Annotated in this window: 21 protein-coding genes; 7 read left to right on the forward strand and 14 right to left on the reverse strand. The window is 62.6% G+C overall.

All coding sequences use genetic code 11. The features are described from left to right. Positions 1-74: 74 nt before the first annotated feature. From ACZIRK_RS16150 to thiD, 4 genes are all read right to left on the reverse strand, one after another. A complete protein-coding gene (locus tag ACZIRK_RS16150) occupies positions 75-1064 on the reverse strand; it encodes a threonine/serine dehydratase (RefSeq protein ID WP_463327712.1) in 990 nt (329 codons plus the stop codon). 160 nt (positions 1065-1224) lie between these two features. Next, positions 1225-2289 (reverse strand): glycosyltransferase family 4 protein, encoded by a 1065-nt coding sequence (locus tag ACZIRK_RS16155; protein WP_463327713.1) that lies wholly within the window; start codon positions 2287-2289, stop codon positions 1225-1227. Beyond that, the gene (locus tag ACZIRK_RS16160; RefSeq protein WP_028163613.1) at positions 2286-3098 is read right to left on the reverse strand and encodes a UDP-2,3-diacylglucosamine diphosphatase; all 813 of its coding nucleotides are present in this window, start codon (positions 3096-3098) and stop codon (positions 2286-2288) included. The genes ACZIRK_RS16155 and ACZIRK_RS16160 overlap by 4 nt, the downstream gene beginning before the upstream one ends. Positions 3099-3270: 172 nt before the next feature. After that, positions 3271-4071: a bifunctional hydroxymethylpyrimidine kinase/phosphomethylpyrimidine kinase gene (thiD, locus tag ACZIRK_RS16165; protein WP_463327738.1), complete on the reverse strand. Its 801-nt coding sequence runs from the start codon at positions 4069-4071 to the stop codon at positions 3271-3273. 138 nt (positions 4072-4209) lie between these two features. On the opposite strand from thiD, the gene ACZIRK_RS16170 reads away from it, so the two are divergent. Then, positions 4210-4455, forward strand: coding sequence for an Lrp/AsnC ligand binding domain-containing protein (locus ACZIRK_RS16170; protein ID WP_027579940.1), 246 nt, complete (start codon positions 4210-4212; stop codon positions 4453-4455). A gap of 367 nt (positions 4456-4822) precedes the next feature. On the opposite strand, the gene ACZIRK_RS16175 is transcribed toward ACZIRK_RS16170, so the two are convergent. The 3 genes from ACZIRK_RS16175 to ACZIRK_RS16185 form a co-directional block, all read right to left on the reverse strand. Continuing rightward, positions 4823-6151, reverse strand: a complete 1329-nt coding sequence (locus ACZIRK_RS16175) for a glycosyltransferase (RefSeq protein ID WP_463327714.1) — start codon at positions 6149-6151, stop codon at positions 4823-4825. Positions 6152-6730: 579 nt separating this feature from the next. Next, on the reverse strand, positions 6731-7435 hold the full coding sequence (locus ACZIRK_RS16180) for a glutathione S-transferase family protein (protein ID WP_463327715.1): 705 nt from the start codon (positions 7433-7435) through the stop codon (positions 6731-6733). A 77-nt stretch (positions 7436-7512) separates the two neighbouring features. Continuing rightward, complete coding sequence (locus tag ACZIRK_RS16185; RefSeq protein ID WP_130229686.1) at positions 7513-8151, reverse strand: HD domain-containing protein; 639 nt, start codon at positions 8149-8151, stop codon at positions 7513-7515. Positions 8152-8261: 110 nt separating this feature from the next. Between ACZIRK_RS16185 and pdxR the strand changes: the two genes are divergently transcribed. Further along, positions 8262-9665, forward strand: a complete 1404-nt coding sequence (pdxR, locus tag ACZIRK_RS16190; RefSeq protein WP_463327716.1) for a MocR-like pyridoxine biosynthesis transcription factor PdxR — start codon at positions 8262-8264, stop codon at positions 9663-9665. 251 nt (positions 9666-9916) lie between these two features. Further along, complete coding sequence (locus ACZIRK_RS16195) at positions 9917-10873, forward strand: NADP-dependent oxidoreductase (RefSeq protein WP_463327739.1); 957 nt, start codon at positions 9917-9919, stop codon at positions 10871-10873. Between the two features lie 276 nt (positions 10874-11149). Here ACZIRK_RS16195 and ACZIRK_RS16200 read toward each other — a convergent pair whose 3' ends face one another. Next, on the reverse strand, positions 11150-12079 hold the full coding sequence (locus ACZIRK_RS16200; RefSeq protein ID WP_130229694.1) for a c-type cytochrome: 930 nt from the start codon (positions 12077-12079) through the stop codon (positions 11150-11152). Between the two features lie 283 nt (positions 12080-12362). On the opposite strand from ACZIRK_RS16200, the gene ACZIRK_RS16205 reads away from it, so the two are divergent. After that, on the forward strand, positions 12363-12785 hold the full coding sequence (locus ACZIRK_RS16205; protein WP_028163616.1) for a CHRD domain-containing protein: 423 nt from the start codon (positions 12363-12365) through the stop codon (positions 12783-12785). Between the two features lie 272 nt (positions 12786-13057). Here the strand turns inward: ACZIRK_RS16205 and ACZIRK_RS16210 are convergent, their stop codons facing one another. The 6 genes from ACZIRK_RS16210 to ACZIRK_RS16235 form a co-directional block, all read right to left on the reverse strand. Next, positions 13058-13507 (reverse strand): c-type cytochrome, encoded by a 450-nt coding sequence (locus ACZIRK_RS16210; protein ID WP_028163618.1) that lies wholly within the window; start codon positions 13505-13507, stop codon positions 13058-13060. Between the two features lie 189 nt (positions 13508-13696). Beyond that, the gene (locus ACZIRK_RS16215) at positions 13697-16006 is read right to left on the reverse strand and encodes a xanthine dehydrogenase family protein molybdopterin-binding subunit (RefSeq protein ID WP_130229689.1); all 2310 of its coding nucleotides are present in this window, start codon (positions 16004-16006) and stop codon (positions 13697-13699) included. A gap of 133 nt (positions 16007-16139) precedes the next feature. Further along, positions 16140-17669, reverse strand: coding sequence for a murein biosynthesis integral membrane protein MurJ (gene murJ, locus ACZIRK_RS16220; RefSeq protein ID WP_463327717.1), 1530 nt, complete (start codon positions 17667-17669; stop codon positions 16140-16142). Positions 17670-17712: 43 nt separating this feature from the next. Next, positions 17713-18867, reverse strand: a complete 1155-nt coding sequence (locus ACZIRK_RS16225; protein ID WP_463327718.1) for a DegT/DnrJ/EryC1/StrS family aminotransferase — start codon at positions 18865-18867, stop codon at positions 17713-17715. 30 nt (positions 18868-18897) lie between these two features. Further along, on the reverse strand, positions 18898-19914 hold the full coding sequence (locus ACZIRK_RS16230) for a Gfo/Idh/MocA family oxidoreductase (RefSeq protein WP_456643405.1): 1017 nt from the start codon (positions 19912-19914) through the stop codon (positions 18898-18900). Positions 19915-20173: 259 nt separating this feature from the next. Then, positions 20174-21583: a mannose-1-phosphate guanylyltransferase/mannose-6-phosphate isomerase gene (locus ACZIRK_RS16235; RefSeq protein ID WP_463327719.1), complete on the reverse strand. Its 1410-nt coding sequence runs from the start codon at positions 21581-21583 to the stop codon at positions 20174-20176. 437 nt (positions 21584-22020) lie between these two features. Here ACZIRK_RS16235 and ACZIRK_RS16240 point away from each other — a divergent pair, with 437 nt between their 5' ends. From ACZIRK_RS16240 to ACZIRK_RS16250, 3 genes are all read left to right on the forward strand, one after another. Beyond that, the gene (locus ACZIRK_RS16240; protein WP_463327720.1) at positions 22021-23001 is read left to right on the forward strand and encodes a lysylphosphatidylglycerol synthase transmembrane domain-containing protein; all 981 of its coding nucleotides are present in this window, start codon (positions 22021-22023) and stop codon (positions 22999-23001) included. Then, entirely contained in the window at positions 22998-24014 is a 1017-nt protein-coding gene (locus ACZIRK_RS16245) for an MraY family glycosyltransferase (protein ID WP_463327721.1), read from the forward strand. The genes ACZIRK_RS16240 and ACZIRK_RS16245 overlap by 4 nt, the downstream gene beginning before the upstream one ends. 177 nt (positions 24015-24191) lie before the next feature. Further along, positions 24192-25724 carry a class I adenylate-forming enzyme family protein gene (locus ACZIRK_RS16250; protein WP_463327722.1) on the forward strand — a complete coding sequence of 511 codons (1533 nt, stop codon included), beginning with the start codon at positions 24192-24194 and terminating at the stop codon, positions 25722-25724. The last annotated feature ends 38 nt before the right edge of the window (positions 25725-25762 follow it).

Consider the following 25762-nt stretch of genomic DNA (forward strand, 5'->3'; position numbering starts at 1 on the left):
GCCCGGGCGGAGCCATCGGGCGCGCCTTCGCGCGACCCGTTGGCTTCACCCGGGCTACAGAATCTCGGCGTTGTTCAGGCCACCAGCTTGGCGAACAGGTCGGCGTCGACATTGCCGCCGGAGAGAACGATGACGACGTTCTTGTCCTTGGCGTCGATGCGGCCGGCGAGCAAGGCGGCAAGGCCGACGGCGCCGCCGGGCTCGACCACCAGCTTCAATTCGCGATAGGCGAACGCAACCGCAGCGGCGACTTCCTCATCTGAAGCCGACACGCCGCGCGCCAACAGCTTGCTGTTGATCGCAAATGTGAGCTCGCCCGGCATCGCCGCCATCAACGCGTCGCAGATGGTGCGGGCGGCGGCTGGATGCGGCTCGCGATGTCCTACCTGCAGCGACAGCGCGTGGTCGTCATAGCCCTTCGGTTCGGCGACGATCACCTGGGCTTGCGGGAATTTGGCCTTCACGGCGGTCGCGACGCCCGCGATCAGCCCGCCGCCGGACGCCGGTGCCACCACGATGTCAGGCGTAAGCCCAAGCGTGGCCATGTCCTCGGCGATCTCGCGGCCCGCGGTGCCCTGCCCTGCGATCACGAAGGGATCGTCATAGGGACGCACCAGCGTCGCGCCGCGCTTCTCCGCGATGCCATTGGCGATCGCCTCGCGGTCCTCACGGTCGCGGTCATAGAGCACGACCTCGGCGCCATAGGACTTGGTGCGCTCGCGCTTGGTGATGGGCGAGTCCGCCGGCATCACGATGGTCGCCTGCATGCTGAGGATCTTCGCCGCTGCGGCCACACCTTGGGCGTGGTTACCGGAGGAGAATGCGACGACCCCGCCACCACGCTGGGCCTGCGGGATCGACGACAGTTTGTTGAAGGCGCCGCGGAACTTGAACGAGCCTGTCCGCTGCAGCATTTCCGGCTTTAGGAACACCGTGGTCCCGGCGCGCTCGTTGAGGACGGGAAAGGACAGCAGCGGCGTGCGCACCGCGAACGGCGCGACCACCTTTGCGGCGGCTTCGATATCAGCCGCGCCGATGGGTTGATTTGCGATGATTTCGGTCATCCCCGATTTGTAACGCGGTCGCGGACAAGCCGGCAAGACGCTTCTGTGTGATCCCCGGCCGTAGCCCGGGTGGAGCGGAACGCGTAACCCGGGACCGCTGGTCAAGACAGATACGGAAATCCCGGGTTGCGCTGCGCTCCACCCGGGCTACCGGGTCAGGCTAGGCTGCGAAATGCGGGTCCTCAGCCACGAATTCCGCCGCTTCGTTCTCAGGCTCGGGCTCGACCGGCCGGAAATTGAGGGCGTGGTCGATAAAAACGCGCGCCGAGGTTTGCCAGGTGTGGCGCGCAGCAAAGTCGACACAGGTTCGCGCGGGGATGCTGAGCGCCTCCAGACAGGCCTCGCGGAGGTCTTCTTTCAGCACGCCGACCGGCGCAGTGCCGATCACGTCACGCGGACCGACCACCGGGAAAGCGGCGACCGGCAGGCCGCTCGCAAGCGCCTCCAGCAGCACCAAACCGAAGGTGTCGGTCCTGCTCGGAAACACGAACACATCGGCAGCGGCATAAATGCGCGCCAATTCCTCGCCGTGCCGTGCGCCCAGGAACACGGCGTCGCGGTATTTCCGCTCCAGTGCCGGCCGCGCCGGCCCGTCGCCGACAACGACCTTGGTGCCCGGCAGATCGAGATCGAGGAAGGCTTCCAGGTTCTTCTCGACCGCCACCCGGCCGACGCTCAGGAAAACCGGTGCCGGAAGACAGAGGTCGACATGGCGCGGATGGAACAGCGCGGTATCGACGCCGCGCGACCACAGCACCACGTTGCGAAAGCCGCGCGAGCGCAGTTCGGCGGCGAGCGCCGGAGTTGCCGCCATCACCGCCTGGCTCGGCCGATGGAACCAGCGCAACAGCCGCCAGACCCAGTTTTCCGGGATTGGCGAGCGCGCCGAGACATAGTCGGGAAAGCGGGTGTGAAAGCTCGTGGTGAACGGCAGACCGCGCTTGCGGCAGTAGCGGCGCACCAACAGCCCGATCGGACCTTCGGTGGCGATGTGGATGCTGTCGGGCTTGTCCTGCTCGATCAGCGCGGCAATCGCAGCCGGATGCGGCAAGGCCAGCCGGAGGTCGCGATAGCTCGGCATCGCGAAGGTGCGGAACGATTGCGGTGTGAGAAATGCGATCTCAACGCCGAGGCCCTTTGCCGCCTCGGCCATCATGGTCAGCGTCCGAACCACCCCGTTGACCTGGGGATGCCATGCGTCGGTCGCGACCAGGATTTTTGTCATGCAGCGCGCGCCGTGACCCGCGGCACTGGGGCGATGCGCCGGACCGGGTCCGTCCAGGTGATGATCTCGAAGCGGCCATCCTCGTGCTCGGCTAGCGCCGTGCAGCTCTCGACCCAGTCGCCGCAATTCATGTAGCGGATGCCGTGCTCGTCGCGGATCGTTGCATAATGGATGTGGCCGCAGATCACGCCGTCGCAGCCGTGGCGACGTGCTTCGCTCGCAAGCGTGGTTTCGAACGCGCCGATGTAATTGACTGCCTTCTTGACCTTCAGCTTCGCCCATTGCGACAGCGACCAGTAGGGCACGCCGAACATGCGGCGGAAGAAGTTGACGAAGCGATTCATCTGGATCGCGAAGTCGTACGCCTTGTCGCCGAGATGGGCGAGCCAGCGCGCATTCTGCACCACGAGGTCGAAGATATCGCCGTGGATCACGAGGTAGCGCTTGCCGTCGACGCCGGTGTGGATGGTGTTCTCCATCACGTCGATGCCGCCGAAATGCGTGCCGTAGTACTTGCGCAGGAACTCGTCGTGATTGCCGGGGATATAGATGACCTTGGCGCCCTTGCGTGCCTTGCGCAGCATCTTCTGCACGAAATCGTTGTGGGTCTGGGGCCAGTGCCAGCTCGACTTCAGCGCCCAACCGTCAACGATGTCGCCAACCAGGTAGATCGTGTCGGCATCGTGAGAGCGCAGGAAATCCAGCAATCGGTCGGCTTGCGACCCGCGGGCTCCGAGATGGACATCGGAGATAAACAACGTGCGAAAGCGCCGCTCGGGGCTCTCTTCACTGAAAGAGTCGCTTCCCATACCTGTGCACCTAACAAATCCCTGTGACAGGGCGATGACGATTCGTCGCAGCCAACAGTCCCACCAGAATCAGCTACGCGCCCCTTTGAAATGCGGATAACAGCGCCATGCGACAATCTGGCGACACCAGAGGCCGTAGATATGCGGGACAGGGTTGAGGCAGCTCGGTCGTCTAATAAAATCTGTGAAAATGATGCACCGGCCCGTGGCCGTGGCCGACGGTGAAACGGTCGGCGGCTTCGATGGCGGCGCTGATCCAGCGCTTGGCATTGCGCACGGCTGACGTCACGTCTTCGCCCTTGGCAAGCTCGGCTGCGATCGCAGACGACAAAGAGCAGCCGGTGCCATGGGTGTTTGCGGTGCTGATGCGCGGCGCCGCGAGCACGATCGCGCTGTCTACATCGACGAGATAGTCGATGCTCTCGCTGCCCTGCCCGTGCCCGCCCTTAATCAGGACCGCCTGACAGCCGAGGGCAAGCAGCCGCCTGCCCTGGCTCTCGATGGCGGCCTCATCCGAGGCCATCGGTTCGTCGAGCAGTGCTGCGGCCTCCGGCAGGTTCGGGGTGATCAACGACGCAAGCGGGATCAATCTCGTGCGCAGCGCATCGACCGCCTCCGCGGCAAGCAGGCGATCGCCCGAGGTTGCAACCATCACCGGATCGAACACGACATGCTTCGGCGACCAGCGCTCGAGCCCGGCCGCGATCGCATCGATGATCGAAAGCTCCGCCACCATGCCGATCTTGACCGCGCCGACCGCAAGATCGGAGAACACCGCATCGATCTGCGCCGTCACGAACCCGGCCGGCACCTGATGGATGCCGCGCACGCCCATCGTATTCTGCGCGGTGAGCGCGGTGATGACGGATGCGCCGTAGACACCGAGCGCGGCAAAGGTCTTCAAATCCGCCTGGATGCCGGCGCCGCCAGAGGAATCAGAACCGGCAATGGTGAGTGCGATCGGCGTCGTCATCGGAAAGCTGCCGCGCAGTGGGATAGGCATAATACCATGGTCCCTCCTAGCGCGGCGAACCAAGGCCGGCAAGCTGGCTTGCCATTGCACGGCGAATTTGGCTCTATGGGCCGGCTACCTGCCCCGGAGATAACAGCGATGGTTCCCTTCTTCATCCAGATCAAGTGCAAGCTCGGCCAGTCCTATGCCGTCGCCAATGCGCTGGCGGAGGCCGAGATCGCCTCCGAGATCTACTCCACCGCGGGCGATTACGATCTCCTGGTGAAGTTCTACGTCGACAAGGACACCGACATCGGCCATTTCGTCAACGAAAAGGTCCAGGTCATCCCGGGTATCCAGGACACCCACACCATCATCACCTTCAAGGCGTTCGGGACCACCTAGACTAGTTGACGTGGCCGACTGCCCAGACATAGGCGGCCACTGCGGCAGTGTCGGCGTCCGACAGCTCGGCGCCTCCCTTTCGGCGGCATGACGCCGGTATAGTTGCGTGGGTGCGGGACGCCGTCGACAACCGTCTTGGTGATCGCCGCAAGGCTGCCGTCGCTCCACACCCAATTGCCGGAAGTCAGGTCCGGACCGACTGACGTCCCTCGCGCATCGGCCCCATGACATCCGCTGCAGGTGCCGTTGCTGGCCTCGCCGTGGAAGATGCGATCGCCGAGCGCGACCGCAACGAGCTTGCGACCCAGCCAATCATTGCTTTCGATCGGTGTCGTGAAACGATTGTGCTGAGGTCGGTATCGTCGATCTACTTCGCCGACAGCAAAGCGGCGCGGGACGGCCGATCAGCCCCGTTCTGAGACACCCGCTTGATCGCGCGGAGAATCTCGCCACGGGTGTCGATGCGCTGGAATTCCTTAGCCATGAGCGAAGCACGTGCGCGATACCTCTCCGTATCGAGTACGGCCCGCACAGCCTCGCGCAGCACCTGCGGCGCCGGCGTGCTCGTCTCAAGGTTGATGCCGACCCCGGACCAGCCGACCCGCGCATTCACATCGGCCTTGTCCTCGGTGAGTCCAGCGCAGACCAGAGGAACACCAAAGCTCATGGCTTGGTTGACGCTGCCATAACCTCCATTGGTGACAAATACATCGGCTTTGGACAGGATCCACTCGAACGGCAGATAGCTCGCCAAACGCGCATTAGCCGGAATGGGGCCAGGGATCGTGTCGACCGGGCGGCCGCCAGCGGTGACGACCACGAGCAGGTCCCGCTCGTCGGCCAATCCCACCAGGGTCGGTGTGACCAAGCGGTTGAAGTCGTGGTTGGCCACTGTCCCTTGGGTCACGAGGACCACCTTGCGCCTGCCGTCCAGCTCATCGGCCCAGGGTGGCAGCGGCGCTTGTTTGGGCATAATGGGCGGGGTACCCACGAATTGCACCGAAGCCGGGGCGGGACGCGGAAACTCAAAACTCGGCACCGTCAGCTGCAGATAGGCATCTGCTAATTCCACCATTGCCTCGAAAGGAGGCCTCGACAGCGACTTGACGCCGACTTCCTCCAGGCATTGGTTCAAACGATGCGCGAGCGGTTGATTGACGACCCTCTCATGTTCCTGGGCAATGGCTGCATACTTCTCGCGCTGCGCCGGGGCTGCCGCCGGAGGCAAGCCGAGGAGTTCTGGCGCCCCGTCTGTACGAGGCCAATGGAGGATCGTGGTGCCAAAGCAGACAATCGGAGGCCGCTTCGAGCGAGGGCCGAGCAGCATTGGTAGCAGGCCCAAGAAGTACTCATCCCCCATCACGATGTCGGCCGGGACTTCCCGCAACAATCGTTGCAAGCCCTCGTGCTGCACGAGCATGTGGTCAACGAATAAGCGCTCCTTGGTGACGCGCAACAACTCCAACCCCGGAGGCAGGCTTTTCAGTTCGGGATACTTCGCGAAAGGATCCACCACATCCTGATCTGCGCTGGCAGGAATAGGACGAAATGCTGCACCAATACTGTTGATGCGGTCGCGGAAAGCGCTTCCTGTGAAGGCGACCACCTCGTGACCGTCAGCCAACAGGATGCGCGCGATACCAAGCATTGGATTGACATGACCGGGCGCGGGGGTCGTAGCGATGATGATTTTCATATGATCCTACTCTGGATATCCTGAGACGAAGGCCACTCGAGCCGGCAAGAGTGATCGAGCTGAGTGACGCAACCAGATGTTGGCAGGTTTGCTGTTACGCCCCGATGTCGGATCCGGCGTGAATTGCTACACTCGCAATGCGTCTGGTCACAAAAGCTTGCGTGCAGGAATGAGCAACTCAGATCGCGCCAAGTGCGATCAATCCGATGATTATCTACCAACGCGTCGAGCTGTTGCGGCCGAGTAGAAGCGAGCTCGGCACTGCAGTAGTGCTTGAGCCGGTCAGATCGCGCTGTCGATCAGATTGTTCAACGGTCGCTCAAGCTCGCGGACTGACCTGCTGCCGCAACTCTGCACGATATCCGCTTCCCGGCTCATTGCCAGCAATTCAAGCTGCCGGCTGACCTCCCGGTTGGCTTATGCAAGTCGATAAGCGAGATCTTCGGTGATCAGGATTTCCTGACCGGGCAGCTTGGCCATTGGCGCGACAATTTCGCAGCCCTGAACTTCGACAGACGGGAGAGACTCAGCAGCATCGTGCGATGCGGTGCAGGGTCGATCAGTGCACCTTCCCGTCTCTCATGGCCTGTGCGGGATAGTCAATCCACGCTGCACCGCGGGCCGCGCCAGGCCGCGATCGAGCCAGGCTGGTACCGCTTGAAGACTGTCGAAGTCGACGAGTTCGCGCGCCTCATAGAAGCCGATCAGGTTACGCACCCAGCCGAGCATGGAAATGTCGGCGATGGTATATTCATCGTCCATGATCCATAGTCGTCCGGCGAGATGCGTTTCCAATACGCCGAGCAGGCGTTTTGACTCGTTGACGTATCGTTGAAGTGGGCGCTTGTCCTCGTATTCACGGCCTGCGAATTTGTTGAAGAAGCCGAGCTGGCCAAACATCGGTCCGATCCCGCCCATCTGGAAATGCACCCACTGGATAGTCGTGTAGCGGCGAGCCGCATCTGCCGGCAAAAGCTTGCCGGTCTTCTCCGCGAGATATTGCAGGATGGCACCGGATTCGAATAAGGGCAGCGGCTCTCCGTCGGGGCCATCGGGGTCGAGGATCGCCGGGATCTTGCCGTTGGGGTTCAATGAAAGAAATTCTGGCGTGTGCTGGTCGCCCTTGTTGAAGTCGACCAGATGAACTTCGTAGGGGAGCCCGATCTCCTCCAACATGATCGAGACCTTTACGCCGTTGGGTGTCGGCAGTGAATAGAGTTGCAAGCGATCCGGGTATTTCGCAGGCCAGCGCCGTGTGATCGGGAAATCAGCAAAGTTTGGCATCTCAACTCGCTCTTGCGGCTCGATTACACTTTAAGAGGTGGCAAGCATCACGGCGGGTGAATTCATGGCATGACGGTTCAGCTGAGCCACGGAGTATTGCGTATCCGAACGCAGGCGTTTGGTCTGCGAAATGTGGGATCGTGATCTTCGATATAATCGACATTGACTGTGCCGAACGTGGTCTGGGGCTTCTTCAAGGCCGAGCACGTCTGAACCTGGATGAACTCATTCTTGAAATCACCACGAGGAAACGCGGCAATGACCTGGTCGCGTTGCTCTCGCGTATAGTCGTCATATCCAATGCCGACGACGTCAACTAGAACACCCGCGTTGGTGAGAGCTATTTCTGGCCGCATGTATTGGGGAATGCCTGGCGTGGTATGTAAAGCGATTGCTTCCCACACCAGATCCGCTTTCGGATCCGGGATGCCGTGGCTCTTGAGGAATTCGCGGGCTGCATCGGCGCCGTCGACTTCAAACCGTTTCGTATCGGTATGGTAAGGGTGGATAAGACCCAGATCGTGAAACAGCGCTGCGACATAAAGCAGTTCAGAATCGAATTTTAGATTCTGACGAATTCCTTTCATCGCACCGAACACAAATACGCGAACCGAGTGGTTGAACAACATCTCGGTTTCATGTTGCCGCACGAGTTCGGCGGCCTCGCGTGCGATCTTGCTATCGGGGATCTTAACGCCAGAAATAATATCGACCATTATCGAACTCCCGTCTCCGTGTCTGTGGTGCTGGTTGCAGGAAATAGATCGGTCCGGACCTGATCATAAAACAGTACCAAGATTGCCAATTTTGACTGTACCATCGCGCGATGGCTGTCCTCCCCATCCAACTAGATCGTGCCAGAAGGACCCCACTGGCTGCCCAGATCTATTGCGCGATCCGAGAGAGCATCGAGAGCGGGCGGCTCGCGTCGGGCGCGCGATTGCCTTCCTGGCGCGATCTGGCCGCTCAGCTCGGCGTCTCCCGCGGCACCGTGCGTGTGGCCTACGAACGTCTCATCACGGAGCAATTCGCGATCGGTCTCGGGCCGGCAGGAACTCGTGTGGCCGACCGGCCATCCCGATCCTCAACGCCCGAGTGGTCGCCAGAAGCGCCGCCTCTACCGGACCTCTTTTATGAGTTCGGAAGCGCGCCGCGGGCATTTCAGATGGGCGTGCCCTCTCAGGACGCCTTCCCTTTTAAGCTGTGGTCACGCATCCTGACGCGTGAGATCCGGCTAGCCGCGGCTGCGCCGGTGACGTATCCGGATCCGCGCGGCGATCCGGAGCTGCGAAAGGAAGTTGCGGCTTACTTAGGGCTGGCCCGCGGAATTCGGTGCAGCCCCTCTCAGGTGCTCATAACGAGCGGATTCTCCGGCGCGCTCGGTCTGGCTATCCGAGGGCTTCAGCTTGGAAGGATGGGAGCTTGGATCGAAGATCCAGGCTTTCCGCTCACGCGCACCGCGCTCGGCCTGGCTGGCATGCATGTGACGGCTGTCCCGGTCGATGCGGAAGGGCTGGATGTTGCCGCCGGGGTGCAAACCGCCGGTGGAGCGACACTGGCAGTCGTCACACCGGGCCAGCAGGCGCCGCTCGGGATGACGATGTCGCTGCCGCGGCGACTTGCACTGCTCGCCTGGGCTCGGCAGAACGACGCCTGGATCATCGAGGACGATTACCTCAGCGAACTGCAGCTGAAAGGACGGGCGGCCCCGGCTCTTGCATCGCTCGATCATGGAGGCCGGGTGCTGCACATCGGCAGTTTCAGCAAAACGATCAGCCCGGCGCTGCGCCTGGGGTTCATGGTCGTGCCGCCGGAACTGAGTCGTCCGTTCGGTGAGCTCGCTGCTTGCTTGGCACCAGCGCCGGCTGCGGCCGTGCAGCGCGCCGTGGCGGAATTCCTGCGAGAAGGGCACTACCTTCGCCATCTGCGCCGCATGAAGCGGCTCTACGCCGCCCAACGGGAGACTTTGCTTCGTTGCCTGGGAGAGATGGCGTCAGACCCGATAAAGGTACAAGCAACCGCCGGTCTGGCAGTGGTTCTCTTGCTTCCCGAGTTTGCTTCAGACGTGGACATCGCTTTGCGCGCTCTACAGTTCGGCTTGGCCCCGGCTCCCCTGTCGCCGTGGTACATGCAGCCTCCCCGACAGCAAGGATTGCTGCTCAGCGTGACCAACCTCAATGAACGGCGGCTGCCGGCGGATTTTCGCCGGCTGTTGGAATTGGCACGCTAGCACTGCGAAATGAACGTCGCTGCGACCTAAACGACTATCGACGGTACATTGAGAGTTGCCAATCTTGGTACTGTTCTGGATCAGGCTGCCCCCCATCTTCGATTGGTAACACCGGTTGAAGCGGATGCGCGAGACCGGCTTTGGGTCCATGACCGGCGCCCGGCCTTCAAGCCGACTCACGTCTTAGCAGGGAGTTCAGAATGGCAAGCAGCCCCGTCGACGATGCGTCCCAAGGTCCTGCGCGCTGCTCCATGTTGGCATGGCGAGTGCACGAATTCGGACCGCCGGAAGTGATGATTTTGGATCGGGTTCCGAGGCCAGTTCCTGGTACGAGCGAGGTCCTTGTCGATGTTCACGCAGCAGGGGTCGGTCCCTGGGACGGCTGGATCAGGGCCGGCAAGAGCGCGTTGCCGCAGCCTCTTCCTCTTACGCTCGGCTCTGATCTGTCCGGAACAGTCGCGGCCGTGGGATCGGGCGTATCCGAGATCGCTGTTGGGGACCAGGTTTTCGGAGTGACCAACAGCCAGTTCCTTGGTGCTTACGCAGAATACGCCGTGGCCTCTGCTGGGATGCTCGCGAAGAAACCAGGCTCGCTGAGCTATGCCGAAGCGGCTTCCATTCCCGTCGTTGCGGTCACGGCGTGGCAAGCTCTGTTCGACCACGCTCGCCTCGAAGCCGGGCAGACGGTCGTCATTCACGGAGCTGCGGGAAACGTCGGAGCCTACGCGGTTCAGCTCGCTCGTCGCGCTCGCCTGCGTTCAATCGCCACCGCGGGGAGCCAAGACATCGAATACGTGCGGTCCCTTGGTGCCGACAGAGTATTGGACTATCACACGCAACGCTTCGAGGAAGAGGTGAAGGATGCGGACGCGGTACTGGATCTCGTCGGAGGCGAAACGCAAATACGTTCCTTTCAGGTTCTTCGCCCGGGCGGCAAGCTGATCTCCGCTGTGTCCCAGCCCGATCAAGACCGCGCAAAGCACCACGGGGTCACCGCAGCCTTCTTCCTGGTGGAAGTGACCACCGAGCGCCTTCGCGAGATTGCCGATCTCATCGATCGCGGTGACCTGAAAACCCGCGTCGGCGCAGTTCTTCCTTTTGCCGCTGCGCGAGACGCGCACATGATGTTGGAAGGTCAACGAGTGCCGCCGAAAGGCAAGATCATTCTCGATGTGGGAGGCTCGGACGAAGCCACCGCGCGCGCTTGAATTGGGGCTATGAGTGTGGCGGCGAGCAGCTGTGAAGGCCGACGGCTCCGCGCGAGTCTGGAACACATGGCCGAGAACGACGCCGGCAGAACCGAAGCTCTAGATTCTTGTTTTCACGCGTTTTCTTCACGCGAACCGGTATCCACTTCGCTCGAAAACGCTCTATCGGGGCGCCACGCGGCGCAGATTTGGAAGGAGTCGCAGACGGAAATCATCCTCCAACCGTCATGTGTCCGGTTTTCGGGAAACTTGATCAAGCGCCTGTGAGTAAACGCCCTAGCTCCTGCCCCCGGTCCGCTTCGGCGGCGTGGGGCCCTCGACCGGTGGCAGGGATTTAAGATAATCGGCCATGGCCGCACGATCTTCATCGGACAATTGCGACGTGTTCTTGATCACGCGCGCCATCAATCCGCTGGCGCTGTCGCCGTCCGGCAGTTCACCGGTCTTCAGGAAATAGGTGAAGTCCTTCACGCTCCAGTCCGCCAGATTCTTTTGCGTGATATTGGGCACCCAACCCTCACCTTCCGGGTTCGGTCCGCCGGCAAGACGCTGCGCGCTGATGATGCCGCCCAGGAAATTGCGCGGGCTGTGGCACTCCGCGCAATGGCCAAAACTGTTCACGAGATAGGCCCCGCGATTCCATTGCGCGGAGCGCGCCGGATCCGGCGTAAAGGGCTTGTCATCCATGAACAGGAATTTCCACACGCCGATGTTGCGGCGGATGTTGAAGGGGAACGGCACGTCGTGATCGCGCACCTTGCCGGCGACCGGCGGCAGCGTCTTGATGAACGCGAAGAGGTCGCGGACGTCCTCGATCTTCGCATGCCGGTAGGACGTGTAGGGAAAGGCAGGGAAAAAATGGGCGCCCTCCGGCGAGGTGCCCTTCATGACCGCTGTGACGAAATCGGCCTCGCTCCATCGGCCGATCCCGTCATTGGGATCGGGCGAGATGTTCGGCGCATAGAAGGTGCCGAATGGCGATGGAATCGCGAGCCCGCCGCCGAGCCGGGTGCGATCGGGCTGGTCGGGCACGGCGTGACAGGACGAACATCCGCCCGCGTTGAAGATGGTCGAGCCATTGCCAATGTCAGGCTCATAGGCCGGCAATACGCTGGCCGCGAACGTCGCAGGTATGGTCAGCCACCAGTAGACGCCGGCGGCGACAATGCCGGCGAGGATGGCCGCGGGATATATTCGTCGCAACATGGTCCGACCTGTCATTGGAACGTCTTCGAGCAAAGCATGCCCTTGGACTTGATCCGAGCGTGAGCACCGGTTCGTGTGAACGCGTCAAAAACAAAAATCTGGCGCTTCGGTTCAATCAGAACCGAATATGCTCCAGTTCGTCGATCGAACGGCTAATATGGCGAGAGTCTCGGCCATGCGCTTGCTCGAAATTTTCCGCGCTCGCGGGCGATTTTGGGAATAAAGCAGAAAGGCCATTGTTTTGAGGTCGACACTCAGGCCGACGCCAACAGGGAGAAAAACCATGCCGAACAAGACCATGCTTGCCACGCTCGCGCTCGGAGCCGCCGTCGTGTTTGCCGGTCCTGCTCTCGCCGACAAGTACAAGGTGCCGTTGGACGGCAAATCGGAAGTGCCGCCGAACAGCAGCACCGGAACCGGCACCGCCGATATCGACTACGATCCCGCGACCAAGAAGCTGAGCTGGAAGGTGACCTATTCCGGCCTCACCGGTCCCGCTACCGCAGCGCATTTCCATGGTCCCGCCGAAGCCGGCAAGAACGGCGGCGTCGCGGTCCCGATCCCGAATATCGCCTCGAGCCCCGCCGAAGGCAGCGCCACGCTGACGGACGCGCAGGCCGCCGATTTCCTCGCCGGTAAGTACTACGTGAACGTCCACACCGCGGCCAATCCAGGCGGCGAAATCCGCGGCCAGGTCGTGAAATAGGCGAGCCACAAGCGTCCATTCCTGAAGGCGGATGCTGCGGCATCCGCCTTTTTCGTTTTGCACCTAACGAGGTAGATCGGCGGTGACCACGATGAAGCTGCGCCCCCTCTCCCGCTTGCGGGCGAGACGAGCAAAGCTCGCTCCGGCAGCGCTGGGGTGAGGGTGTCTGCGCGAAAAGAACAGAGATTATCTTTGCGCGGAGAGAGCCCTCACCCGGCGCTACGCGCCGACCTCTCCCGCAAGCGGGAGAGGTGAAGAGCGCAAGCGCCGCATCACTTCAATTTGACGCGATAGGTGTCGTGGCACGCGCCGCAGCGATCGTTGATCGTGGTGTAGGCCACCTTCAACTGATCGAGATTCTTGACCTTGCCCTTGAAGTCACCGATCGCCTTCGTGACCGGCGGGATCTTGGAATCGAAATCGGCCTTGTTTTGCCAGATCTTGGGCGACGACGTGTAATGGGCGTCCTTCACGTCTTCCTTGGGGTTGGTGGCAAAGACGGTCGCGATCTTGGCGACGTTCGTTTCGAGATCGGCGAGCGCCGTATCGACCGCCTTCTGGTCGTAGGGGATATCGCCCTTCACCATTTTCCCGATCACATTGTACATGCTTTTCGCCTGCGCCCGCATCAGGTTGTCCTGCTGAACGGCGATCTCCTGCTGAGCCATGACAGCGCTTGCACCGAGCAGCACGCCACCTGCCACCAAAACCATCCGCTTCATCGGCGAATTCTCCTTTTCCTGAAGCTTGCCGGACGCCGCCGCGCGCGCTTTGCGCTCGCGGCCTCACGCTGGATCATGATCCAGCGCCTCCTTTGAGCATGATCTTTTCGGAAAACCGGTTTCCCACTTTTCCGGATCATGCTTTAGAACCCGTGCGCGGGCGTTTATTCCCGCGCTACGATGTCGTCATCAGAGATTATGGCGTCGCTGCGCCTCGCGGATCGCGATCCAGACCCGCTCGGGGGTAGCGGGCATATCGATGTGGTCGATCTTGTATTCGCGCCACAGGCCCTCGACGATCGCGTTGACGATCGCCGGACATGAGCCGATCGCGCCTGCTTCGCCCGCGCCCTTGACGCCAAGCGGATTGGTCGCACAGGGCACGTTGTGGGTCTCGAACACGAAGGACGGACCGTCGGAGGCGCGCGGCACCGCATAGTCCATGAAGGTGCCGGTGACGAGCTGGCCGTCGGTTGCGCTATAGACCGCCTGCTCCATCAGCGCCTGCCCGATGCCCTGCATCGCGCCGCCGTGAACCTGGCCCGCGAGCAGCAGCGGGTTCAGTGTCACGCCGAAGTCATCGACAATGACATAGTTCACGATCTTGATGATGCCGGTCGCCGGATCGATCTCGACTTCGGCGAGATGCGTGCCGTTCGGATAGGTGCCGTCGGCACTGGCGAAAGTCGCGCTGGCGTTCAGCTTCGACGGATCGACACCGGGGCGCTTGGCGAGATCGGCAAAGCTGATCGAACGGTCGGTGCCGGCGATGCGGATCACGCCGTCCGATATCTCGAGGTCGCCGGCGCTCGCTTCCAGCGCCTGCGCCGCGATCTCCTTCAGCCTGTCGCCGAGCGCAGCGGTGGCGCGCTGCACGCTGACGCCGCCCGACGGGATCGATGCCGAGCCGCCGGTGCCAAGACCTGTTGCGATCTTGTCGGTGTCGCCCTGCAGGATGTGGACGCGCTCGGGCGGCAGGCCGAACTGTTCGGCCACGAGCTGCGCATAGGCGGTCTGGTGGCCCTGCCCGCTCGATTGCGTGCCGATCAGGATCGAGACGTCACCATTGGGGTCGAGCGCGACATTCGCAGTCTCCTCGCCCATGGTGCCGCAGATCTCGACATAGGTTGCAAGCCCGATGCCGCGCACCAGGCCATCCTTCTTCGCCGCCTTGGCGCGCTTGGGAAATTCTTTCCACTCGGCGATCTCCATCGCGCGCTTCATATGCGCGGCGAAATCGCCGGAGTCATAGACCTTCCCGGTCGCGGTCTTGTAGGGCAGCGCCTTCGGCGGGATGAAATTCTTGCGGCGGATCGCATCCGGCGTCATGTCGAGTTTTCGCGCGGCGGCATCAACCAGACGTTCGACAACGTAAGCCGCTTCCGGCCGCCCGGCGCCGCGATAGGCATCGACCGGCACGGTGTTGGTGAACACGGTGCGGACGCGGCAATGAAAGGCCTGGATGTCGTAGAGGCCCGGCAGCATGCCGGCGCCGCCATGCGGAATATAGGGACCGAAGGTCGAGAGATAGCCACCCATGTCGCCCATCAGATCGACGTCCATGCCCAGGAACTTGCCGTCCTCGGCGAGCGCCATCTTCGCGGTCGTGACGTTGTCGCGCCCCTGCGAGTCGCCCATGAAGTGGTCGGCACGGTCAGCCGTCCATTTGACCGTCTTCTTCAACTGCCGCGCAGCGACCGCGACCAGAGCATATTCGCGGTAGGGAAACAGCTTGGTGCCGAAGCCGCCGCCGACATCGGGACAGATCACCCGCATGTTCTCGACCGGGATCTTCAGGATGTTCTGGCAGAGGATATCGCGGAGGCGATGGCTGCCCTGGCTGCCGATCGTCAGCGTCAGATGGTCCTTCTTGGCGTCATATTCGGCGACCGCCGCACGCGTCTCCATGAAGTTGGTGACGATGCGCGGGTTGACGATCGAGATTTCCGCGACCGCATGCGCCTTCGCAAAAGCTTCTTCAGTCGCCTTCTTGTCGCCGATCGAGACGTCGAACAGGACGTTGCCCGGCTTGTCGGGCCACACCTGCGGCGCGCCCGGCTTCACGGCATTGACGACGCCGATCACGGCCGGCAGCGGCGTCCACTGCACGTCGATCGCCTCGATCGCATCACGCGCCTGGTCGATCGTCTCGGCGACGACGAAGGCGACGGCGTCGCCGACATGGCGGACTTCGTCCTTGGCCAGGATCGGATAGGGCGGACCGGTGAACGGATCGGTCTCCAGATTGAACAGGCATGGCAGGTCGCCGAGATCGGCGACCTCGGCCGCAGTCAGGATCAGGCTGACGCCCGGCAGGCCGCGCGCCTTGGTGACGTCGATGGTGAACTTCGCATGCGCATGCGGCGAGCGCAGCACCAGCGAATGCAGCGCCGGCTGCGGCGCGACGTCGTCGGTGTAGCGGCCCTTGCCGCGAATGAGGGCATCGTCTTCCTTGCGGCGTACGCTCTGGCCGACGCCGAATTTGATGGGGGCTGCCATCGTCACTCCAATTGTTGTTGTCCACGCCATCTTGGCGTGTTTCCCGCCATATTGGCGCGGTTGGGAAAGAAGCGCAAACCGCGAATTGCGGAGCTTGGAAGCACCGCAACAAAAAGCTGATTTGACTTGAAAACTATCCGCGCCGCAGGGCGAAGAGCCATCCGCGCCCGAACAGCACCAGGATGGAAAATCCATAGACGAAGGCGCCGACTGCAATCAGGAGCGCTAGGATGGTTTCGTCGCGCAGCAGGTGCATCTGCGCGAAATAGACGGCTGCGAATCGCTCGGTCCACCAAAGCGCCCCCGCAAGCACGAGGCCGGAGACGGCGAATTTCGCAAAGGTCAGCATCATCAGGCGATCGAGCTCGAGATAGCCGGCGCGCACCGCAAAGCCGAACACCAGGAGCAGGTTGATCCAGGCGCCTACGGCGGTAGCGAGCGCAAGCCCGATCTGGGCGAGCGGGGCCATCAGGCCGATCTTCAGCAGCAGATTGGCCCCGAGCCCCGTCAGCGACGCCTTCACAGGCGTTGCCGTATCCTTGCGTGCATAGAATGTCGCAACCGCACTGCGGATCATCACGAACGGGATCAGGCCGATCGAATAGGCCGCCAGCGTCGCGGCAGCCGCCGCCGCGTCGGCCTTGGTAAAGGCGCCGCGCGCAAACGCCGCGCGCACGATGATGTCGGGCACGGTGAGGAAGGCCGAGACAAAGGGCACAGTCGCAAGCAGGGTGAAATCAAACGCGCGGCGCTGCGCAGCCGCTGCCCCCGCCACATCCTGCGCGGTGATCCGCCGCGACATTTCCGGCAGCAGCACCGTGCCGACCGCGATCCCGATCACGCCGATCGGCAGTTGGTAGAGCCGCTCGGCGTAATAGAGCGCCGACAGCGCGCCGGCCGCGAGGAAGGTCGCAATGATGGTGTCGGCGAACACGGCAACCTGCGTACCCATCGAGCCCAGCGTCGCCGGCCCGATCGCGCGGAAAAAGGCGCGGACGTCCTCGTCGAGCCGCGGCATGGCAAAGCGCGGCAGCGTGCCGTGCCGCGCCAGATCGCCCGCGAGCAGGAAATATTGCAGGAAGCCGGAAATCAGCACGCCCCAGGCCGCGGCATGCCCCGCACTCGGGAAGAAGGCCGCCAGCGCCAGCGTTGCCATCATCGACAGATTGAGGAGGATCGATGCCCCGGCCGCGCTGGCAAAGCGCTGCATCACGTTGAGCATGCCGCCATAGAGCGTCACCATGGTGATCAGCAGCAGATACGGAAAGGTGATCCGCGTCAGTTCGATCGCAAGCTGGCGCTGCTCGGCGTCATCGGTGAAGCCGGGCGCCAGGACGCGCAATACCTGCGGCATGAAGGCCCAGGCCAGCACCAGCAGGATGAGCTGAGACAAGAACAGCAGCGTAAAGATGCGGTCGGCGAACAGGCGCGCGGACGTATCGCCGCCCTTGCCGTGGACATGGGCGTAAGCCGGGACGAACGCGGTGTTGAACGCGCCCTCGGCGAAGATCGCACGAAAATTGTTCGGCAGGCGCCAGGCGACCAGGAAGGCGTCGGCAATGGGTCCGGCGCCGAGGATCGCTGCGAGCATGATGTCGCGTGCGAGCCCCGTCAGCCGCGAAAGCAGGGTGTAGCCGCCGACCGTGAAGATGCGTCCAAGCATGCGCCGGTTCTAGCCCAAGCACCGGCGCCGCAAAACGGCGAAATCAGGACGAAAGCGCGCCGCGCACAGCCTCGATGATTCGCCCCTGCGTCGCCTCGTCGAGATAGGCGTGAATCGGCAGGCTGATGACGTCGTTCGAAAGCCGTTCGCTGACCGGCAGGCCGCCCTCCGCCACCGGGAAGTCGCGGTAGGCGGTCTGCTGATGCATCGATTTCGTATAGTAGATCGCGGTCGGAACGCCCTGCGCCTTCAGCGCCGCGGCAAAGCCGTCACGGTCGGTGCCCTCGGGCAGGCGGATAGTATAGCACGCCCAGATCGAGCTGCAGCCGGCGGCAAGGCGCGGCACGGTCACGACGTTACCGAGCCCGCGCGCATAGCGCTCCGCGACCTCATTGCGCGCCGCGATCTCTTCTTCGAAAATCTTGAGCTTCTCGAGCAGTACCGCCGCCTGCATGGTGTCGAGCCGCCCGGTCAGGCCCAGGCGCACGTTGTCGTACTTGTCGGAGCCCTGGCCGTGCACGCGGATGCTGCGCAGCGTCTGTGCAAGCTCGTCGTCGTCGTCGGTGAAGATCGCACCGCCGTCGCCGAAGCAACCGAGCGGCTTTGCCGGGAAGAAGCTGGTCGCCGTCGCCAGGCCAAAAGTGCCGATCCGCCGCCCCTTGTAGGTAGCGCCAAAGCCCTGCGCGGCGTCATCGAGCACGAACAGACCTTCGGCCTTGGCGACCGCAGCGATCGCGTCGTGATCGGCGCTCTGCCCGAACAGGTCGACTGGAATGACGCCGACTGGCTTGAGGCCGCGCGCCTTGGCGGTCGCGATGCCGCGCTTCAGCGAGGCGGCATCCATGTTGAACGTTGTCTCGTCGACGTCCACAAAAACCGGCGTAGCGCCGGTCAGCGCCACCGATTCGCCGGTCGCGCAGAACGTGAAGGACGGGCACAGCACCGCATCGCCCGGGCCGACCTTCTTGGCCATCAGCACCATCAGAAGCGCGTCGGTGCCGCTGGCGCAGGCCACCACATGTTTTGCGCCCGAGAACTTTGCAAGTTCCGCCTCCAGCGCCGACACTTCCGGCCCATTGATGAACTGACAATGGGAGAGCACGCGGGAGACCGCTTCATCGACGGAGGTGCCGAGCCGGCGGCGCTGCGCGGCAAGGTCGATGAAGGGAATGGGTTCTGGGCGCAGATGCTGGTTCATGGGACCTTGCGGGAGGCGTGAGGGAAGCTATCAGCCGGCGACGCGGCGCGGCGCCTTGCGGGCGACGGTCGCGGCGGGCGTGGCCGGCGTTTCCAGACATTTGATCGCGATCTCGAGGCTCGCGACGCCCTCGTTGCCTGATACCGCCGGCTCCTTCCCGCCCCTCACCGCGTCGAGGAACGCAATCAATTCGGCGCGCAACGGTTCGTCGTGGCCGACAGGCAAATGCCGCATCGAATAGCTGCCGTCGGGCTTGAAGCCGAAACACTCCGTGACCTGACGGGTCAGGAGATCGCCCATCACATATTTGCCGCGCGTCGCGACCGTGACGCTGCGCGCCTTGAACGGCGTCAGCCAGTTGGTGTTGATATGCGCAAGCACGCCCGAGGCGGTACGGAATTGCAACAGCGCGATGTCCTCACGCTCGGCCACGGCGCTCGAAAGCTGCGGCTGCACGTCGACGATTTCAGACTCGGTGAACCAGCGGATCAGATCGATGTCGTGCACGGCCAGATCGATGACGACGCCGACATTGGACATGCGCGGCGGAAACGGACCGACGCGGGTAATGCCGATCGAGAGGATGTCTTCGCCCGATATCGCCTGCTTGATCGCGACCACCGCCGGGTTGAAGCGCTCGACGTGTCCGACCATCAGCGTCACGCCAGCCTGCCGCGCGGTGTTGACGATGTCGTTGCCCTCCTCGACCGTGGAGGCGACGGGCTTCTCGACCAGGATATGGACGTTCTGCGCGATACAGGTGAGCGCGATCTCGTGATGCAGATGGGTCGGCGCCGCGATCGTCACGGCATCGACGCCTTCGGCGAGCAACTCATCGAGCGTCGCAAAGGCCCGGCACCCGACCAGCGCAATGGCGCGCGCGCGATGTTCAGCCAGAGGATCGACGATCCCGACCAGCGTGACCTCGGGCAATCCCGCCAGCACGCGGGCATGGTTGCTGCCCATCACCCCCGCGCCGATAACCCCGACGCGCAAGGCACGCCTGATCCCGGCTTCTGCGGCCAACCCCGACCCTTTGGAACTCATGTGGTTACCCCAACAGACTTTTGGTGGCGCCCATCGGTTGCGCGTTCTTCCCCGGACCAGCCTGATTCCACCGAATCAGGCCGCAGCCCTATCCCCTTGTCCTGACGTGCTTTCTTTCCCCGAAGCATCGTCACGCACACGCTATAGCATGCTGTCACAAATGTGGCGAATGCCAACGCGCAAATCCGGACACGTTTTGATTCAAAAGATTACACCGTCTCGCCGGCGATCGGGGACAAAATCGATGCACAGCGCATCATCAGGTGCGCTGATAGTCGTCCTCGATGCGGATGATGTCGTCCTCGCCGAGATAGCTGCCGGTCTGCACCTCGATCAATTCCAGCAGGATCTTGCCGGGGTTCTCCAGCCGGTGCACGGCGCCGATCGGGATGTAGATCGACTCGTTCTCGTGCACGGTCTTCACCGTTTCGTTGACGGTGACGCGCGCAGCACCACGGACCACGATCCAGTGCTCGGAACGGTGATGGTGCTTCTGCAGCGACAGCCGCTCGCCCGGCTTGACGATGATGCGCTTGACCTGGTGGCGTTCGCCATTGTCGACCGACTGGTACGAGCCCCAGGGCCGATGCACCTTGATGTGGTTCTCGGTGACCTCGGGCGCCACCGTCTTCAGTTTCGCCACCAGGCGCTTCAAGCCGTTGGCGTCCTTCTGCCGCGACACCAGGATGGCGTCCTGTGTCGCCACCACCACGAGGTCGTCGACGCCCTCGAGCGCGACCAGCGCGCGGTCGGTCACGACGTTGCAGTTGCGCGAATCTTCGAACACCGCAGCACCGCGCGCGGCATTGCCCTGCCCGTCTTTATCAGACAATTCCCACACCGCGTGCCAGGAGCCGACATCCGACCAGCCGCAGGACACCGGCACCACCGCCGCGTGCGCGGTCTTCTCCATCACCGCGTAATCGATCGAGATCGCCTTCGCCGCTCCGAACGCATCCGCATCGAGCTTGACGAAGCCGAGATCGCGTTCGGTCTTCGTCACCGCCTCGGTCACCGCCTGCACGCTCGCGGTATCGAAATTGCGGTACTCATCAAGCAGCACGGCGGCGCGGAACATGAAGTTGCCGCTGTTCCAGAGATAGCCCGACGTGATGTAGTCGGCCGCGGTTGCGGCGTCGGGCTTCTCGACGAATTTTGCGACCGCGCGCACCTGTCCCGAAATGGTATCGCCGGGGCTGATATAGCCGTATTCGGTGGCCGGGCGCTCGGGATTGACGCCGAAGGTGACGATGCGGCCTGCTTTCGCGGCAGCCAGCCCCTCGCGACAGGCGGCGACGAAGGCCTCGGTGTCGCCGACCACGTGATCGGCGGCGAGCGCCAGCACGGTCGCGTCCCTGTCGCGCGCTTGTGCAAAGGCGGCGCCGGCCGCGATCGCCGGCCCCGAGTCGCGCCGCGCCGGCTCCAGCAGCACGTCCGCCTCGCGCCCGATGCCGGCCAGTTGCTCCAGCACCATGAAACGATAGGCGTTGTTGGTGATCACGATCGGCCGCTCGAACAGCGCCGGATCCGACACCCTCAGCAGCGTCTCCTGAAAGGTCGAGCGGGTCCCGAACAACGGCAGGAACTGCTTCGGATGGACCTCGCGCGACGCCGGCCACAGCCTCGTGCCCGCCCCGCCGCACATGATCAGTGGAATAATTCGGTCCATCCTAACCTCGAATTCTGTAATGATCGGGCTGCCCGACAATAGTTAACGTCCTCATCGTTCCTCCGGAACCGATGTCCCTATCCCCTTCACATTGTCGACATCGGCGAAATGCCCGGGGTCACGGACGCGACCAGCAGTAGATGACAGCCCTTGGCGGGCGGGTTTTCCACCCGCAAGCGCTACCACACCGGTTAGTCCCTTCAGATGAGTTTTTGTGGGCAGCGTAAACCTTTATGAGCATGCAAGCCAAATATCCGGGCAACCCGGCAGTCCCCGTTCAGGCCCTCTTTAGCCGCCGGTTGGAGGCTGCCGCAAGAGCGATCGAACGGCTATTGCAAGATCGGTCCTAAACCCATACCAAGGCCACCAAATTCGGCGCACGGCGCCGATTTGCGCCGTTTTTGACATCTTTCTCGAACCTGGCAAGCGCTGACGAGATGCGCCGGATACTGCTTTCGACCATCAAGATATTGATCTCGGCTGCGTTGCTTTACCTCTCGCTCCGCAAGGTCAACCTGTATGATCTCGCTGCGCGCATCCGCGTCGAAAGCCTGGGCTGGATCGCTCTCGCGATCGCGGTGACCTTTCTGCAGATCTTCCTCGGCGTATTGCGATGGCGCGAGATCAGCGCCGAATGCGGCGCGCCGCTCGAAACCCGGCAGGCGATGCGCTTCAACGTCATCGGGACCTTCTTCAATCAGACCTTGCCATCGTCGATCGGCGGCGATGCGGTGCGGCTGTGGCTGGTCGCGCGCGCGGGCGCCGGCTGGCGCGCCGCGACCTATTCGATCTTCGTCGACCGCGCCATCGGCCTGATCGCGCTGGCCATGCTCATCGTTGCGAGCCTGCCGTGGAGCTATCGGTTGATCAACGATCCGCAGGGACGGTCGGCGCTGCTCCTGATCGATTTCGCGGCGCTTGCGGCCGGCGGCGGCTTTCTCCTGCTCGGCGCATTGAACTGGCCGTGGCTGAAGCGCTGGTGGGGAACGCACCACATCCACGCCTGCGCCGTCATCGCAAACAAGGTGCTGTTCAGTTGGGATCGCGGGCCGAAGGTCGCGGTGCTCTCACTGCTCGTTCACATCCTGGCCGTCGTTATCGTCTGGTGCGTGGCGCAGTCCATTTCCGCACCGCTGCTGTTCAGCCAGATCTTTCAACTGGTGCCGCCGGTGATGTTGATCACCATGCTGCCGATTTCGATTGCCGGCTGGGGCGTGCGCGAGGCGAGCATGGGTCTCGCCTTCGGCTACGCCGGGCTGGCGGCCAACGAGGGCGTCAACGTTTCGTTGCTGTTCGGCGCCGTGTCCTTCATCGTCGGCGCATTTGGCGGACTGGTGTGGATTCTTAGCGCGGAAAAGAAAGCACAAGGGGACAAGCCGATCGATGTCCCCGCACAATCGCTCTCGCCAATCGAATGACCAACGCTGATATCGCGCTTTCGGTCGTCGCCGCGGCGCTTGCTGCGTTATTGTCGGCGCTCCTCGTTTGGCTGCTGCGGCCGATGCTGTTGCGCGTGGCGCTCGCCAAGCCGAATGCGCGCTCATCTCATCGAATCCCGACGCCGCAGGGCGCGGGGATCGCCGTGATCGTGGCGACGCTGGTCGCGGCAGGCACGCTCGTCGCATTGAGCGGCAACGGCACGCTGCAAGTCCCCCTTGCGGTCTTCGCTGCGACGTTGTTCATCGCCGCTGTCGGCTTTGCCGATGACATCAAGCCCGTGCCCGTGCTGCCGCGCCTGTTGCTGCAGGGATTGGCGGTGGCTGTGGTCGTGTTCGCCGCGCCCGCCGATCTTAGGATCGTATCGACCGTCCCGTTCTGGATCGAGCGCGGCTTGCTGCTGATCGCGGGGCTATGGTTCGTGAACCTCGTCAACTTCATGGACGGGCTCGACCTGATGACGGCGGCCGAAGCGGTGCCGATCACGGCGGCAGTCGCACTGCTTGGCTTTTGGGCGCAGGTTCCGCCTTCGACAGCGCTGGTGGCGGCGGCGCTCTGCGGCGCGCTGCTCGGCTTCTCTCCCTTCAATCGCCCTGTGGCAAAGATCTTCCTCGGCGACGTCGGCAGCCTGCCAATCGGGCTTCTGCTCGGCTGGTGCCTGCTCCAGCTCGCCTATCACCAGCAGGTCGCCGCGGCGTTGCTGCTGCCGCTCTATTACCTGGCTGATGCCACGATCACGCTGCTGCGCCGGCTGATCAACGGAGAGCCATTCTGGGCGGCTCACCGCTCGCACTTTTACCAGCGCGCGACGGACAATGGATTTTCCGTGTCGCGCGTCGTCGGCGAAGTCTTCGCGCTCAATGTCGCGCTCGCGCTGCTCGCGATGTTGTCGATCCAATTGGATTCGGCCGCGGCGAGCCTCGTTCTGCTGCTCGTTGGCGCGAGTGCGGTGGCGTGGCAGCTCTATAGATTTTCGCACAGACGGGGACGATAGAGCGTCTTCGATCGAAGCGGACACCGGTTCACGTGAAGAAAACGCGTCAATCAACGATCTTTCGAGGTCGCCAAGCGCGTTTCTTACGGATGCAACCATTTCTCTCAATGTGAAATCACGGAGTAACGCTGTCCAGCCAGCATAAAATACAGCCTACTCATCTCGTAGACGGTTTCCATGTCGCTCACGCCGACAGAAGCGTTGATGCATCAGGCGCGTGTGCGCCCCGAAAGCACGGCCTTTGTTTTTAACGAAGACGTATGGACCTACAGCCGACTGGAGGCCGAAGCCGAGTCTGTCGCACAAGGTCTCGCCGCGAACGGCGTCAAACCAGGCGACCGCGTCGCGCTTCACATGATGAATTGCCCCGAAATTCTGGTCGGCTACTACGCGTGTTACAGACTGGGCGCGATTGCGGCGCCACTACGAACCGCCTTCAAATTTGCCGAGCTCGCGCCGCTACTGCAGCGATTGCAGCCTGCGCTCTATATCGGTCAAGCCGCGCTCTATCAGAATGTTGCCCCGATCGACGATGCGATCCTTCCGCGGACGAGCCGTATTCTGGTGGATGGAGACGCCAATGCGCTCGGCCTGCGGCTATGGAATGACCTGAAACAGGCAGCGCATGTGCATTTCCCGAAGCCCCCTTCCGACGAGCCTGCTGTACTGATCAATACATCCGGCACCACCAGTGGCTATCCCAAATTCGTCGCACATACGCCGGGCACGCTGGCGGCAGCGACGGATCTCGTTTGCAAGCATGGTAGCTTACTGGCGGAGGATGTCGTCATATTGTCGATGATCATGACGCATGCCAGCGGCGTCTTTCGCTCACTGGCTCTTGTCCGACTCGGCACCCCCTTCATCATGCTGGAGAGCTTTGATGCCGATGTCGTGCTCGACAATGTCGAACGCTATCGCGGCACCTGTCTGCTCGGCTTTCCTGCCCAATACGCGGCGCTGATCGAGGCCCAGCTCGCCAGGCCGCGAGACCTGTCTTCGCTGCGGTTCTGCACCACTGGTGCGGACGCCTGTCCAATCGAGATTCAGGAAAAGGCTGCATCGGTTCTTGGAGCGCCTCTCTACAACCTTTGGAATGCGACGGAAGCGGTCGGAACCTTCACGTTCGGACTGGCATCAGGACCCGTTGTCCGGATCGTCGAGGGGGCGGAGATTCGGCTGGTCGACAATCATGGGGCGGATGTCCTCCACGGCGAGATTGGTGAGCTCCTGATCCGCGGTCCTAACGTCTTCACGAGGTATTGGGACGATCCGATCGCAACCGCGCAAAGCCTCAAGGACGGTTGGTATCACAGTGGCGACTTGATGCGGCGCGGCGAAGGCAATGAGCTTTGGTTCGTGTCGCGAAAAAAGGACATCATCATCCGCGGCGGAACCAACATTTCGCCGATCGAAATTGAGGAAGCCCTGATTGCCTGTCATCCCGCGGTCGTAGCAGCGGTTGTAGTCGGCAAGCCCGATACGGTGCTGGGTCAGCGCATATTTGGCTTCGTGAAACTGGTGGCCGGCACGAGCGAAATCGTCGTTGCGGAGATCCTGCAAAACGTCGCGACGCGGCTTGCGCCCTACAAGGTTCCGGAAGCCTTAAGGGTACTCGAAACATTTCCACGCAACGCCCTGAGCAAGGTCGACCGCACAAGGTTGCAGGCGATGGCTTTCGAAGACAATAGCCGCCAATCAGCAAGTTAATCTATGGGAGAACCGCAGCCGCTCGTTGCCGGGAGATC

The organism is Bradyrhizobium sp. Leo114 (genome assembly GCF_055229415.2).

Excerpts from the sequence above, each read along its gene's own strand:
- ACZIRK_RS16150 (WP_463327712.1), bottom strand. The coding sequence starts at position 1,064 with ATGACCGAAATCATCGCAAATCAACCCATCGGCGCGGCTGATATCGAA.
- ACZIRK_RS16155 (WP_463327713.1), bottom strand. The coding sequence starts at position 2,289 with ATGACAAAAATCCTGGTCGCGACCGACGCATGGCATCCCCAGGTCAAC.
- ACZIRK_RS16160 (WP_028163613.1), bottom strand. The coding sequence starts at position 3,098 with ATGGGAAGCGACTCTTTCAGTGAAGAGAGCCCCGAGCGGCGCTTTCGC.
- thiD (WP_463327738.1), bottom strand. The coding sequence starts at position 4,071 with ATGACGACGCCGATCGCACTCACCATTGCCGGTTCTGATTCCTCTGGC.
- ACZIRK_RS16170 (WP_027579940.1), top strand. The coding sequence starts at position 4,210 with ATGGTTCCCTTCTTCATCCAGATCAAGTGCAAGCTCGGCCAGTCCTAT.
- ACZIRK_RS16175 (WP_463327714.1), bottom strand. The coding sequence starts at position 6,151 with ATGAAAATCATCATCGCTACGACCCCCGCGCCCGGTCATGTCAATCCA.
- ACZIRK_RS16180 (WP_463327715.1), bottom strand. The coding sequence starts at position 7,435 with ATGCCAAACTTTGCTGATTTCCCGATCACACGGCGCTGGCCTGCGAAA.
- ACZIRK_RS16185 (WP_130229686.1), bottom strand. The coding sequence starts at position 8,151 with ATGGTCGATATTATTTCTGGCGTTAAGATCCCCGATAGCAAGATCGCA.
- pdxR (WP_463327716.1), top strand. The coding sequence starts at position 8,262 with ATGGCTGTCCTCCCCATCCAACTAGATCGTGCCAGAAGGACCCCACTG.
- ACZIRK_RS16195 (WP_463327739.1), top strand. The coding sequence starts at position 9,917 with ATGTTGGCATGGCGAGTGCACGAATTCGGACCGCCGGAAGTGATGATT.
- ACZIRK_RS16200 (WP_130229694.1), bottom strand. The coding sequence starts at position 12,079 with ATGTTGCGACGAATATATCCCGCGGCCATCCTCGCCGGCATTGTCGCC.
- ACZIRK_RS16205 (WP_028163616.1), top strand. The coding sequence starts at position 12,363 with ATGCCGAACAAGACCATGCTTGCCACGCTCGCGCTCGGAGCCGCCGTC.
- ACZIRK_RS16210 (WP_028163618.1), bottom strand. The coding sequence starts at position 13,507 with ATGAAGCGGATGGTTTTGGTGGCAGGTGGCGTGCTGCTCGGTGCAAGC.
- ACZIRK_RS16215 (WP_130229689.1), bottom strand. The coding sequence starts at position 16,006 with ATGGCAGCCCCCATCAAATTCGGCGTCGGCCAGAGCGTACGCCGCAAG.
- murJ (WP_463327717.1), bottom strand. The coding sequence starts at position 17,669 with ATGCTTGGACGCATCTTCACGGTCGGCGGCTACACCCTGCTTTCGCGG.
- ACZIRK_RS16225 (WP_463327718.1), bottom strand. The coding sequence starts at position 18,867 with ATGAACCAGCATCTGCGCCCAGAACCCATTCCCTTCATCGACCTTGCC.
- ACZIRK_RS16230 (WP_456643405.1), bottom strand. The coding sequence starts at position 19,914 with ATGAGTTCCAAAGGGTCGGGGTTGGCCGCAGAAGCCGGGATCAGGCGT.
- ACZIRK_RS16235 (WP_463327719.1), bottom strand. The coding sequence starts at position 21,583 with ATGGACCGAATTATTCCACTGATCATGTGCGGCGGGGCGGGCACGAGG.
- ACZIRK_RS16240 (WP_463327720.1), top strand. The coding sequence starts at position 22,021 with ATGCGCCGGATACTGCTTTCGACCATCAAGATATTGATCTCGGCTGCG.
- ACZIRK_RS16245 (WP_463327721.1), top strand. The coding sequence starts at position 22,998 with ATGACCAACGCTGATATCGCGCTTTCGGTCGTCGCCGCGGCGCTTGCT.
- ACZIRK_RS16250 (WP_463327722.1), top strand. The coding sequence starts at position 24,192 with ATGTCGCTCACGCCGACAGAAGCGTTGATGCATCAGGCGCGTGTGCGC.